The sequence below is a fragment of the Microcystis aeruginosa NIES-4325 genome (assembly GCF_008974145.1).
In the GTDB taxonomy this organism is placed as follows: domain Bacteria; phylum Cyanobacteriota; class Cyanobacteriia; order Cyanobacteriales; family Microcystaceae; genus Microcystis; species Microcystis aeruginosa_G.
Genome location: NZ_BJKP01000031.1, coordinates 12,766 through 25,133, shown reverse-complemented (window position 1 = coordinate 25,133; position 12,368 = coordinate 12,766). Strand labels below are relative to the sequence as shown.

Genomic DNA, 12,368 nt, shown 5'->3' with positions numbered 1-12,368 from the left:
TTGATAATTAAGCTTTTCAACATTGATAATGTACCTCTTGCGAACAGGAAACTCTATAGACTAAATCAGAGAGAAAAAATTAGCTATGACAACTACATCCGAAGACGTATGGCGACTCTTAGCCGAATTAGCGACTGCTCAAAAAGAAACTGACAAACAACTGAAGGAGACTGACCTACTATTGAAGGAAGTTAGTCAGCAACAGAAGAAAACTGACAAACAACTCAAAGAATTAGGGCAGCAAATTGGGGGACTCGGTGCAAAATTCGGCAGCTTTACCGAAGGACTTGCCCTCCCTTCAATGGAAAAGATTCTCAGACAACGCTTTGGTATGGAAGTTATCAGTCCCAGTGTGCGAGTCAGTAAAGAAGGACAACACCTAGAAATTGATGTCCTTGCCTATACCAATGGTGAGCTAAATACTGCTTATATCGTCGAGGTTAAAAGTCATGCTAGAGAGGAGTCTATTACACAATTAAAAAGTATTTTGCAACGGTTTCGCCGCTTTTTCCCTGAACACAAAGATAAAAAACTCTATGGCATATTAGCGGCGGTTCATTTATCATCAGAATTACGCAAAAAAATTCTGCAAGAAGGGTTTTATGTGGCTCGGATTCATGACCAAGTATTTTTCAACCTCGACTTTATTAAAAATTTAGATGTAATCCTAAATCCTGTTATTAAAAACTGATTATTTATTCTCCCTTTCGCCGTTCGGCAATTCCACAGGCTCACCGTCGAAGCCTTTTGCCTGTCCTGATATGTAGCCTATACTCAACGGATTTAGTACAAGGCAAAGCCGTCCTAAAAGGATGGGGTTTTAAACCCAGGATTTGCGATGATACAATAAAGTTAGGCAAAAATGCGATCGCAAGAGATAAAGCATGGTTCAAGCACCCATCGAACCCCAACTTTTCTATCCTGATTCCGACGGTAAACCCATGGCCGACAACACAGTTCAATATCGCTGGATTGTTCGCTTGGTTGCCAATCTCAAGTATTTATTTAAAGAGCAAACCGTCTTTGTCGCCGGAGATTTGCTCTGGTATCCCCAGCAGGTAACTGTACCCCCCGCTCCCCGTCAAGCTCCCGATGCCATGGTAGTTTTCGGCCGTCCACCGGGTGAGCGCGGCAGCTATAAACAATGGGAAGAAGACAATATTGCTCCCCAGGTAGTGTTTGAAATCCTCTCTCCGAGCAATAGTGCCAGGGAAATGCTCAAAAAGCAGTCTTTCTATCGGGAGTATGGGGTATTAGAGATGTTTTTCTATGACCCAGACTCCCATGATTTCTGGGGATTGGTACGGGCCAATCAGCAAGAGGATTTTTTCCCAGTAACGGCCTTGAATTTTCCCTGGACTTCCCCAATCCTAGGGATTCGGTTTGAGATGTTTGAAGAGGGTTTAGAGGTCTTTTATCCCGATGGGGAACGATTTAAAGACCCTGAAACCCTCTTTGAGGAACGCAACCAAGCACAACAGGAGCGCAACCAAGCACAACAAGAACGTAACCAAGCACAACAAGAACGCGATCGCGCTTTTGCCCGATTACGGGAATTGGGCATTGATCCGACACAGTTGTGACTATAATTAATCTTCAGCGGAGATACCGTCATCTTCCACCACCGCTTCGGTGATAGGAGAGGGCGGAATTTCCGTTAAGGGAGATAAATCGGCAGGGGGGGCCACCACGCGATCGAGTTTTAGGGTTAAATAACGAATAACCTCATCACTTAAACGCATGGCTCGTTCCATGGGGGCGACTTGTTTGCCGCTGGCCTGATAATTCATCTGCACATAGACACCATCATTGAGTTTTTTGATAGGATAGGCCAGACGTTTTTTACCCCACACCTTAACTTCAATGTCTGTGGCGCTGTGTTCGGTAATCAGAGTCCGATAACGTTCCACTTGTTGCTGAACGACTTCTTCCCCTAAATCGGGACGGAGAATGTAAAGAGTTTCGTAGTTATTGCTCATCTCAGAATCCTTATGGACTAGAAGGCTTCTTTGTCAAGGCCAGAGGTTAATTGATTTTAATAACTCTCTAGCTTTTAATAAAGAAGCAAGGATATATGATCATACTACTATCCGAGAGTCGATCGCTAGTCATTCCCAGAAAAATATGGCGCAACGCTATGTACGAGTGAAACATCGTCAAGGACAAATCTTCTACGGACTGTTACAGCTAAACCGTAGCGTTGTCGTCTTTGATGCCCCTCCCTGGCAAGGAGGGCAACTAACCAAAATAGAATTAGAACCTGATAGCTACCAACTATTAGCCCCCTGTTTCCCGTCGAAAATTATTGCCGTGGGCAAAAATTACCGCGCCCACGCCGCCGAGATGGGAACGCCTGTACCAGAAGAACCGCTTTTATTTCTCAAGCCACCGACGACAATTATCGCCGATGGTGAAACGATTTTCTATCCGCCCCAATCGGAAAGAGTGGATTATGAGGGAGAATTGGCATTAATTATCGGAGAAACCGCCAAGAATTGCAGCACAGCACAGGCCAGAAGCAAAATATGGGGTTATACCATTGCTAATGATGTCACCGCTAGGGATTTACAGAAAAAAGATAGCCAATGGACGCGGGCGAAAGGATTTGATAGTTTTTGTCCCCTCGGCCCTTGGATTGTCCGGGAATTGAGTATCGGGGCGCAATTAACCACTTTTCTCAATGATGGCAGCGACCCCAAACAAAGCAGTTATCTCAGTGATATGGTCTTTCCCCCCGATGTCTTGGTGGCTTATATCTCCCAAGTGATGACCCTGCTGCCGGGGGATGTGATTTTAACGGGAACTCCCGAAGGAATCGGACCGCTGCAGGTGGGGGATAAGGTTCGGGTGGAAATAGAAGGCATCGGGGTTTTGGAAAATAGCGTTATGGCAGCAACATCAATTAACGATAATTAACAATCCGGGCGAATACGGCGGGGTCTAGACTCGCCCCACCGACTAAAGCCCCGTTTATCTGCGATTGAGCCATAATTTCATCGATATTATCCGGTTTTACCGAACCACCGTACTGAATGGTTACTTCGGGATTGTCTAATTGTTGCCGAATCAAACCGATAACCCGATTGGCTTCCTCGCTTTCGCAGGTTTCCCCAGTGCCAATCGCCCAGATGGGTTCATAGGCGATAACGAGGTTTTTTTGGTCAACATTGACTAAACCTGCTTGAATTTGCTTGATAATTACCTTTTCCGTTTCTCCGGCATCTCTTTGGGCTTTACTTTCTCCCACACAGATAATTGGGGTTAAACCTTGTTTTTGGGCAGATATGACCCTCAAATTGACGGTTTCATCGGTTTCGCCGAAATATTGCCGGCGTTCACTGTGACCGATAACCACATAGTGAACCCCAATTTCGGTTAACATATCCGCCGAAATTTCGCCCGTATAAGCCCCCGATTTTTCCCAGTGGACATTTTGCGCCCCCAAGCGAATACGACCACCGTGGACGGTTTGAGAGAGGACAGCTAAAGCTGTAAAAGGCGCACAAAGAACTACTTCTCGGTCGTCGGGGGTTTCCTCTAGATGGGATTTAAAATCTTGCAAAAACTCCAAAGCTTCTCTCTGGGTTTTGTGCATTTTCCAGTTACCTGCAATAACAACTTTCGGCACAGCTTAATTAATTTAGTAGATTTGATAATTTATGGCACATTTTACTGTAAGCCTTTTTGTTACCCTAAGCAAGATCACCGATAATCGCTGTTTGTCTTGAACAGATTTCTTTAATACTTTTACCTCTAAGCTATGCCCTAGGCCCGTACCAACCACACTGGGCGTGATGTGGGGATGCAAGGGCCTAGTTCCAAAATCTAAGCTGTATTAAGCTACGTTAACACACCCCAAATTCATCTATAAATTAACCGATAACATCTTCCGATTTAATCAGATGCGCTTCTAGGAACCAGAGACGTTTATCGATGTCCCGGGAGATTTCCGTATAGAGATCTGCTGTGTCGGCATCCCCTTGATTGCCAGTGGTATCAATAGCAGAACGAAGATGGGAAGCGTATAAGGCATAACGTTCGGCTAAAGCAACGATATGTTCACTACCATCGACGATATCAGCCGGATATTCTGGCAGAATCGAGTTAGCGGCGGCGATGCGTGCTGTTCCCAAGGCGGTTCCACCTAAAGCGGTAATCCGTTCGGCTACCATGTCCCCATAGTCTTCTAATTCCGTGGCCATTTCGTCGAAGAGGCTGTGCAATTGGTAGAAATTTAAACCTTTGACGTTCCAGTGGGCCTGTTTAACCTGAGTTTTTAGGTCCAAACTAGCGGCAAGGGTTTGGCTTAAGATTTCAATAACAGCTTTGCGGATATCTAATGCTAAATCGATGCGGGTGGCGTAGTATTGTCCCGTGGTTTTGGTTTTGACTGGAGTGGCTACCATAATTTTTCTCCTTGATCAGTTAACAGAATACTCGATAATTTTTGTGGGTGCATAAGGGACTGATTTTGATCCTATTGGACGTTGATAATAAACTGAAAAACGGCCAATTAATTCGGAAAACAAGTAGCTGATAACTGATACTTCCAATGCGCTCAGTACAAGTAACGGCTCGAATCAGCGGCATCAGACAACCTTGAACTGAGCATCAGCAGCCTTCGTCCGTCTGCTGCACTCGAATTATCAGACCTCTCTTATCGCTCATCTCATGCCAGAAACAAATTCTTGTACCGTAATTCCAGCAGTACGAATAAGACTACGAAGCGTACCCTTTGCCACTTCACGATGATCAGGAACAGAGAGTGTTACCTGTTCGCCCTCCTTAACCATGATAATATGGCTTGCACTTTGACGCGCAACTTGCCAGCCAAAGGTTTCAAATACTCGGACTACCTCACGTCCGCTGAGAACAGGAAGAGCAGAGGACATGATTATGCCATTACCTCTACTTGGTGAGTTTCAATCGTTAGGGGTAGCCCACGTTCTGCACGAACTTGAAGGCAGGCGATAATTGCATCTCTGATATTTTCAAGAGCTTCTGCTCTTGTTTTACCTTGGCTGACACAACCCGGAATGCTGGGGCATTCTACAACCCAAACTCCATCTTCGTCACGGTCAAGTGTTACAGTCAACTTCATAAGTTTTCACCACAATCTCCCAGCTTATAGTTTACCTCGTGTTCTCACCTACCTATTAGTGGATGACAAGAACCTTCAGTAATCAAAGCTACATCAAGGAAGATACCGAATTGGGTTTTGCCCACCTTCAGCAAACTCAACCCAATTTACGGATGTTGCCCCTATGTACTGAACATGAGTTAATCGAATGTCGTATCGACCTTCCCTGTCTGCTGGCTCTGCACCAGCATGGTTCGCTATGTACAAATTATTCGCATTATTCTCATCATCACGATGATAAAGAATAATACGGTCAACTTCACGATTGGGATCGATCTTCCACTGACCCGTTGAACCAGTGTTGTCATCGTGGAGAACAAAGTGTTTTCCCTCTGTAAAGATAACGACTACCTTTTCATTTGGCTTTATGAAGTCACGGGCTTTCACAAAATAAGTAATTCTCATACTTGTGAGGCACAAAGTTTCTGGTTTTAGTTAGGGAACAGGCAACAGATGGTGTACTTTATAAGACTGAGAAACGCTATAAATGATTAACGAAATACATCAGACTACAATCACACCCAACAAAAAAGCTCTAACTTGCCCGGGCAAAACCTCTCACAGATATCTCTCCAGTTGCAATGGAAAGATAACTTGAGGTCTAACTGATTAATTATGCTTCTAGATAAGCCGCTAATTCTTCCGAACCACCAATTAATTGGCCGTCAATGAAGACTTGTGGGGTGGTGGTATTGCCACTCATGGCCCGCAGAGAACGACTGGTGGCATCCTGTCCGAGGATAATTTCTTCGTATTGTAGGCCTTTTTCTTCTAACATTTTCTTGGCCCGGACGCAGTAGGGACAGCCGACTTTCGAGAAAAGAGAGACTAAAGGCGGTTTTTTGGCTTCTGGGTTGATATAGTGTAACATCGTTTCCGCATCGGAGACTTTGAAAGGATCTCCCGGTTCTTCTGGTTCAATGAACATTTTCTCGATAACACCATCTTTGACTAGCATCGAATAGCGCCAAGAACGTTTACCAAAACCTAAGTCAGCTTTATCGACTAACATCCCCATTCCCGCACTAAATTCGCCGTTGCCGTCGGGAATTAAGAGGACATTATCACATTCTTGGTCTTTTGCCCACTCGTTCATGACAAAGGTATCATTCACCGACAAGCAAACAATAGTATCTACGCCATTTTCCCGAAAAACTGGGGCTAATTCGTTATATCCGGGTAAATGGGAGGTGGAACAGGTGGGAGTGAATGCCCCGGGTAAGGCAAAAAGAACAACGGTTTTTCCTGTGAATAATTCCTCGCTGGTGATGTTCACCCATTGATTATTTTGACGCACGGGAAAGGTGACATCGGGAACTCTCTCTCCTTCTCGGTTTGGTAGCATAATCTTCAACTCCTAATCGTTAAGTCGTACTCATTTCGAGTTTGTGTAAATTAAGTGTACTCATAACGACTATGAGTTGTCAACAAGTATTTATACTTAAATTAGCGATCAGTGAATAGTATTAAGTGGCAAGTCCGGAGCCTTCTTTTCACTGATTACTTTTTATTGTTTACTAAAAGGGAAATTGCTGTTGTCTTTTCACTGATTACTGGTTACTGTTTACTGATAACTGAAAAAAGCTCCCCACACCCTACACCCCATCCCTTTTTTTACTGAAAAATGATGTTTTCCTTACTGAAAAAAAGTTATAAATGGCTAGGACTAGCGATAATAACGGTGATTTTGGCGATTACACCCGCCGCCATTGCCCAATCAACCACTAGCGCCATGCCTCTGGCAAAAATTAACTGGTTACAGGCGATTTTTTTGGGATTTGTGCAGGGAGTGACGGAATTTTTGCCGATTAGCAGTACCGCCCATTTAAAAGCGATTCCCGTCTTTTTGGGTTGGGGGGATCCCGGTGTCACCTATACGGCAGTGATTCAATTGGGCAGTATTGCAGCGGTATTGTCCTATTTTTGGCAGGATTTAAGGCAAATATCCACGGGAATGGTGAAAGCGGTGGCTAGTTCCGATTATCGTTCCCAGGATTTTCGTTTAGCCGTGGGGATTATCCTAGGCACAATTCCGATTGTTTTCTTTGGTTTATTAATGAAACTTTTCATTCCCGATTTAGATAATTCCCCCCTGAGAAGCATGACAGCGATCGCCTGTGCCTCTATAGTCATGTCTTTACTCTTAGGTACAGCCGAAAAAATCGGGAAACATAAACGCAGTTTTGAGACTTTGCGACAAAAAGACGGGGTTTTAATGGGATTAGCCCAAGCTTTAGCCTTAATACCAGGGGTATCTCGTTCTGGGTCCACCTTAACTGCCGGGTTATTCATGGGTTTAGAAAGGGCCGTAGCGGCGCGATTTTCCTTTCTGTTGGGGATTCCAGCGATAACTTTAGCCGGTTTAGTGGAATTTAAAGGCGTTCTCGACCAGATTAACACCAGTGAATTAATTCCCCTGGCTATTGGGGTAATTTCCTCGGCGCTATTTTCCTATCTTTCGATCGCTTGGTTATTAGATTATCTCAAAAAACAGAGTACCTGGGTTTTCGTCTGGTATCGTCTCTTTTTCGGGGTTACTATCCTGATTGGTGTGGCCTGGGGGCGTTTTTCCTGACCTTTTGGCATTCTAATTAATTTCTAAAAAATCTTGCAATTTTTGTAGATAAGTAGGGGCATCTTCTAACATGGGAAAGTGAGCAGTATTAGCCATCTCCACATACTGGATATTATTATTCAAATCCGCCGCCATTTTGCCCATTTTGGCGGGGATAATAATGTCTTTTTCCCCTGATACTAAAAGAGTTGGTACCTTAATCTCAGCAAATTTACCTGGCATAATTTCCACTGCTTTTTTACTCACAGATGTATAAATTGTGCCTAGGGCGGCCTTGTAATCTGCCGCCAAAAAATCTTCTAAAAAAGCAATTCTTTCTGATTTTGGGATCGATCGATGCAAAAATCTCGCCATAAATAATCGATCGGCAAAAGGTACTTTTAAAAACCAATCATAACGAAACTGTACCACATACTTACCGAATTTATGAAAGGCGGCAAAAGCCGCCTTGTCTCCTGGTTTCTTTGTCTATGAAGCGATCGCAATTAGCCCTAAACCAATCTAACAGGTAGGTTGACTGGCGAGATTAGCTGAAGTTTAGACATAATTGTGTTAATTATGTCTTTTTAATGCAGATGAATAGCTTGTCAATAAGGCTATCATCAATTATGATTGAAATAAACAAAAACAGATCAGCAATATTTGAGAATAATTGTAATTATGAAATTTGTGTTAAGTTCTCAAAATGTTTATGACTATTTAATCGACCAAAAAATCTGTGATCGCTGCCTAGAAAATCCAGGATTAGAGCAGATTCAGGCTAAAAATTTTAACTTATTAGTGACTTTACCAGAGGGGCGAAAGTTACTGGTTAAACAAGAACAATTTATTAATTTAGAAAAGGAAACGGTGGGTGAGTTTTTTGGGGAATGGCGAATCCCAAAATTTCTAGAGAACTTTCCTGAAATTGACCATTGGCGTAGTTTTCTGCCAGAATTACTGCTCCACGATGCTGATAACTCAATTTTAGTTTCTACTTATCTGGATAATTATCATGATTTAGCAGAGTTTTATTCTAAAGAGAATCTCTTTCCGGCTCAGATTGCTACTCAAATCGGCAGTTGTTTGGCGACAATTCACCGTGATACCTGGAATCAGAGTATTTATCGGGAATTTTTTGTCAAAGAAGAGTTTGCTGGAAAACCGAAAGTATCTCCGCTATTATTAGAGAGTTTGGGAAGGATCAGTCCTGAAATTTTTGGCATGGCTCCGATGGATGGATTGAAATTTTTTGCACTTTATCAACGATATGATAGCTTAGGAGAAGCAGTTCATCGAGCCAGTGAAACTATTTCTCCTGTTTGTCTGACTCACAATGACATCAAGCTGAATAATATTCTTCTGAATCGAAACTGGGAAGATATTAATGGAAATGGGATACGGTTGATTGATTGGGAAAGGTCTGATTGGGGAGATCCAGCATTTGACTTGGGAATGGCAATCGCTAGTTATCTACAAATTTGGTTGGGTAGCTTGGTGATTAGTAATTCTCTCAGTATTGAAGAGTCTCTGCGACTAGCCACTACTCCCCTAGAATTACTGCAGCCATCTATCGGTGGGTTAACTTTAGCTTATTTAGAAACTTTCCCAGAAATCTTGGAATATCGTCCTGATTTCTTAAAGCAAGTAGTCCAGTTGGCTGGTTTTTCTTTAATTATTGCAATTTTGGCAATGGTTCAGTATCAAAAAATCTTTAATAATACCGGAATTGCTATGCTTCAGGTAGCCAAGGCTTTGTTATGTCGTCCTGAATCATCAATGCCCACGATTTTTGGCGCTACTGCTACTCAGTTAAATCAGATGAATTCTTCTGTTGTTGGCCAAGTTTAATATCGTTGAGTATCTTGAAAAATTATGTCATTACTTAATTCTCAATTCCATCATTTAGCCCCTGAGGTTAGAGGTCGGTTAAAGGAAGTTTTGTTAGATATTGTTGAAAATCTCGAAATTTCCGCTGATTTTTCGATTCGTCATCCTAACTATCAACCCTGGGAAATGCCTGCTGAGATGTTGTCTCGGATTCAGGCTTTACCGAAGGAAATACAGGATAAATATATGAGCTTACAGTTGAGGAGTTTTCTTTATGGCATTTATTATAATGGGTCGATGCAAGCATCGCAAGCATTAGGTTCTGAGAATAAGGGTCAGCAATTAGATTTGGAGAATAATAGTTTTGCTGGCGTAGCTATGGACTTTTTTTTACAGTTGGAAGCAGCGAACAAGGGGGAGGGATATTTTGATTCAGGTTGGTCGATTTTGAGAGGGGAAACCGATGGCAGTTTGGCTGTGACTAAGGGCGGTTTGCGACTGCATATCCAACGGGAAAAGCATCTTCAAGAGTCTGAGCAAGCGGCGGCAGTGGGTGCTGTTGTGTCAATTTTGATGCCTAAGAATTTTGTACAAAATGGCTTTTATATGGCGGTGGGTAATGCCGGTTTACAGAGAGAGGAAGCTATGGTGCGGCTCTATTTTAATGTTACTCCCGAAGGCGCGGTGGCTGTGATGACTGGGTTGACTGAAAGGTTAAATGAGAGGGGGATTCCTTTTAGTTTTAAGGCTTTATATAATCCGGTTGATTATCAACGATATGATGCTGGGGTGCTTTATTTTGGCAAAACAGATTATGAGTTGGTCAGGCAGGTTGTGGCTCATGTTTATCAAGAAAATCAGTCTGTTTTTAAGCCAGAGGTACCTTTGTTTACTCTGGAGTTAGCACCGGGTTTGGGGTTGGCGGAAGAACCAGACAAAAAGTTTGGCAGTGAGGAGAGTTTTGGGATGAATCGCTGTCAGATTATAGCCAATGGGTTATTGATGGCTTGGCAACAGGAGGACAATTCTGCGGCGGGTCGAATTGCTGCTATTTCTGAGCAGTTTTCTGGGTTGGGGATTGATTGGCAGCGTCCTTATTTGAATGCTGATTCTGAGGATGTTTATCAGGGATTAGAGTTGGCAGGCTGATATTAGTCGCCTATCTGGGAATCAAAGAGCGATCGGCCCATCGGTAGATTTTAGCCTCATTAGGTCATGGGGCTATTTTTTTGCTCTGCCACCACCCGAACCCTGGGCCGAGAGATATAAAAAAGACATAATTGTGTTATTTATGTCTTGAAAAACAAAGCTCGTTGATACGAGATTATGGGCATTTGCGGTCATAATCTACATGAAGTTACGGTGTTTAGTCGGTAAAATTGAGACATAATTGTGTCAGTTAGATTAATTTTAAAGTTGCTTAACCTATTGTCATTGCTGGAGAGTTAGGCAAAAATAATAGTCATAGGGACAGGAAAAACACAAATCTGATTACCTCAAACTCAAATCATCTCCCTTTTCCAAAGAGGAAACAAAAATGGCTAATATTACTATTTCTGAGTTACGCCCTGCTGGTGCGGATTTACTCTTTGATTCTGAAAGCTTTTTAGATTATCTAAATGATGACGAGCTTTGCAGTGTTTCTGGTGGAGCCACAACACCAACGACGCCAACGATTGTTGCGACCACTTTTGCTTGTGGAGTGGTTGTTGGTATCGTCGCAGTTGGTGCTATTGCTTGGACGCTCTCAAAATAAAGGATGAGTATTATGCAAAAAATCAGGATTGACAACTTAGAGTGTCCTGCTGGATATGATTTATTCCTTGATTCTGAAAGCTTTTTAGATGAAGTACATGAATCTGAATACCAGAGAATCAATGGTGGAGTTTCACCTACACTTGCTAGTAGTGCTTGGTGTTTCGCAGGAGGTGTGGCAGTTGGGGCCGCTATATCGGGTGCCATTGCATGGGGTGTAAAGAAAATTTTAGAATAGAATTTACAGTGTAAATTCTATTTTGAGACAAAAGACTAGGATTTACCTAGGTAAACCTGATGTTTCTGTCTCTAAATAGGAAGCTATTTTCGGATAAAAAATCTACTGAAAATAGCTTCTATTTATTTTTATTGATGAGTTGAACTACTCCAACCTTGTCCTTAAGCCACTCGCCAAACAACTCTGAAACAATTTGATAGCGTAACTGATCATCCAATTCCGCTGTATAATTTCCTCCACTAAAATCAAGCTTATCCCTTTAGCTTTCACAATAGGTTTAAGCAACTGAGGAGGTTTCGTAGCAAACACAGCAGCAGATATTTCTGGTTTTAAATCCTGGCGACGCTGTACCCCCAAATATCCACCCTGACGGCGTAACTCTTTATCCTGAATATACTTGTGAGTCACATCATAGAAACTCATTTCCCCTAGCAAACCCTAATTAATTTCTAAAAAACCTCGCAATTTTTGTAGATAAGTAGGGGCATCTTCTAACATGGGAAAGTGAGCGGTATTAGCCATCTCCACATACTGGATATTATTATTCAAATCCGCCGCCATTTTGCCCATTTTGGCAGGGATAATAATATCTTTTTCCCCTGATACTAAAAGAGTTGGTACCTTAATCTCAGCAAATTTACCCGGCATAATTTCCACTGCTTTTTTACTCACAGATGTATAAATTGTGCCTAGGGCGGCCTCGTAATCTGCCGCCAAAAAATCTTCTAAAAAAGCAATTCTTTCTGATTTTGGGATCGATCGATGCAAAAATCTCGCCATAAATAATCGATCGGCAAAAGGTACTTTTAAAAACCAATCATAACGAAACTGTACCACATACTTACCGAATT

The 12,368-nt window shown here is 42.5% G+C and carries 17 protein-coding genes and 1 pseudogene; 8 read left to right on the top strand and 10 right to left on the bottom strand.

The features are described 5' to 3' along the window. The first annotated feature begins 85 nt into the window (after positions 1-85). Positions 86-691, top strand: a complete 606-nt coding sequence (locus MiAbW_RS15245; RefSeq protein ID WP_151696798.1) for a DUF3782 domain-containing protein — start codon at positions 86-88, stop codon at positions 689-691. Between the two features lie 193 nt (positions 692-884). Next, positions 885-1,583 (top strand): Uma2 family endonuclease, encoded by a 699-nt coding sequence (locus tag MiAbW_RS15240; RefSeq protein ID WP_151696797.1) that lies wholly within the window; start codon positions 885-887, stop codon positions 1,581-1,583. Positions 1,584-1,589: 6 nt separating this feature from the next. Here MiAbW_RS15240 and rpsF read toward each other — a convergent pair whose 3' ends face one another. Further along, on the bottom strand, positions 1,590-1,979 hold the full coding sequence (rpsF, locus tag MiAbW_RS15235) for a 30S ribosomal protein S6 (protein ID WP_004160997.1): 390 nt from the start codon (positions 1,977-1,979) through the stop codon (positions 1,590-1,592). 145 nt (positions 1,980-2,124) lie between these two features. Between rpsF and MiAbW_RS15230 the strand changes: the two genes are divergently transcribed. Then, a complete protein-coding gene (locus MiAbW_RS15230; RefSeq protein WP_151696796.1) occupies positions 2,125-2,916 on the top strand; it encodes a fumarylacetoacetate hydrolase family protein in 792 nt (263 codons plus the stop codon). Here MiAbW_RS15230 and tpiA read toward each other — a convergent pair. The 6 genes from tpiA to MiAbW_RS15200 all read right to left on the bottom strand — a co-directional run bounded on the left by tpiA (position 2,903) and on the right by MiAbW_RS15200 (position 6,485). Then, positions 2,903-3,628 carry a triose-phosphate isomerase gene (tpiA, locus tag MiAbW_RS15225; protein WP_151696795.1) on the bottom strand — a complete coding sequence of 242 codons (726 nt, stop codon included), beginning with the start codon at positions 3,626-3,628 and terminating at the stop codon, positions 2,903-2,905. The genes MiAbW_RS15230 and tpiA overlap by 14 nt on opposite strands. Before the next feature lie 244 nt (positions 3,629-3,872). After that, a complete protein-coding gene (dps, locus tag MiAbW_RS15220; RefSeq protein WP_151696794.1) occupies positions 3,873-4,406 on the bottom strand; it encodes a DNA starvation/stationary phase protection protein Dps in 534 nt (177 codons plus the stop codon). 258 nt (positions 4,407-4,664) lie between these two features. Further along, entirely contained in the window at positions 4,665-4,892 is a 228-nt protein-coding gene (locus MiAbW_RS15215) for a type II toxin-antitoxin system HicA family toxin (protein WP_002739431.1), read from the bottom strand. Between the two features lie 2 nt (positions 4,893-4,894). Then, entirely contained in the window at positions 4,895-5,101 is a 207-nt protein-coding gene (locus tag MiAbW_RS15210) for a type II toxin-antitoxin system HicB family antitoxin (protein ID WP_002739432.1), read from the bottom strand. Between the two features lie 93 nt (positions 5,102-5,194). Continuing rightward, the gene (locus tag MiAbW_RS15205; protein WP_151696793.1) at positions 5,195-5,545 is read right to left on the bottom strand and encodes an HNH endonuclease; all 351 of its coding nucleotides are present in this window, start codon (positions 5,543-5,545) and stop codon (positions 5,195-5,197) included. Between the two features lie 208 nt (positions 5,546-5,753). Beyond that, entirely contained in the window at positions 5,754-6,485 is a 732-nt protein-coding gene (locus MiAbW_RS15200) for a glutathione peroxidase (protein ID WP_151696792.1), read from the bottom strand. Between the two features lie 279 nt (positions 6,486-6,764). On the opposite strand from MiAbW_RS15200, the gene MiAbW_RS15195 reads away from it, so the two are divergent. Beyond that, positions 6,765-7,715 carry an undecaprenyl-diphosphate phosphatase gene (locus MiAbW_RS15195; RefSeq protein WP_151696791.1) on the top strand — a complete coding sequence of 317 codons (951 nt, stop codon included), beginning with the start codon at positions 6,765-6,767 and terminating at the stop codon, positions 7,713-7,715. A 12-nt stretch (positions 7,716-7,727) separates the two neighbouring features. Here MiAbW_RS15195 and MiAbW_RS15190 read toward each other — a convergent pair. Continuing rightward, positions 7,728-8,168: pseudogene (locus tag MiAbW_RS15190) on the bottom strand (alpha/beta fold hydrolase); the annotation flags it as partial. Between the two features lie 207 nt (positions 8,169-8,375). Between MiAbW_RS15190 and MiAbW_RS15185 the strand changes: the two are divergent. From MiAbW_RS15185 to MiAbW_RS15170, 4 genes are all read left to right on the top strand, one after another. Continuing rightward, entirely contained in the window at positions 8,376-9,545 is a 1,170-nt protein-coding gene (locus MiAbW_RS15185) for a phosphotransferase (RefSeq protein ID WP_151696790.1), read from the top strand. A gap of 24 nt (positions 9,546-9,569) precedes the next feature. Beyond that, complete coding sequence (locus MiAbW_RS15180) at positions 9,570-10,673, top strand: T3SS effector HopA1 family protein (protein WP_151696789.1); 1,104 nt, start codon at positions 9,570-9,572, stop codon at positions 10,671-10,673. Between the two features lie 388 nt (positions 10,674-11,061). After that, positions 11,062-11,280 (top strand): hypothetical protein, encoded by a 219-nt coding sequence (locus MiAbW_RS15175; protein WP_151696788.1) that lies wholly within the window; start codon positions 11,062-11,064, stop codon positions 11,278-11,280. Between the two features lie 3 nt (positions 11,281-11,283). Next, a complete protein-coding gene (locus MiAbW_RS15170) occupies positions 11,284-11,517 on the top strand; it encodes a hypothetical protein (RefSeq protein ID WP_151696787.1) in 234 nt (77 codons plus the stop codon). Between the two features lie 144 nt (positions 11,518-11,661). On the opposite strand, the gene MiAbW_RS15165 is transcribed toward MiAbW_RS15170, so the two are convergent. Further along, a complete protein-coding gene (locus MiAbW_RS15165; RefSeq protein ID WP_238707305.1) occupies positions 11,662-11,940 on the bottom strand; it encodes a peptidylprolyl isomerase in 279 nt (92 codons plus the stop codon). A gap of 15 nt (positions 11,941-11,955) precedes the next feature. Then, positions 11,956-12,368: alpha/beta fold hydrolase (locus MiAbW_RS15160; RefSeq protein WP_172967384.1), on the bottom strand; the 413-nt coding region annotated here is incomplete at its 5' end.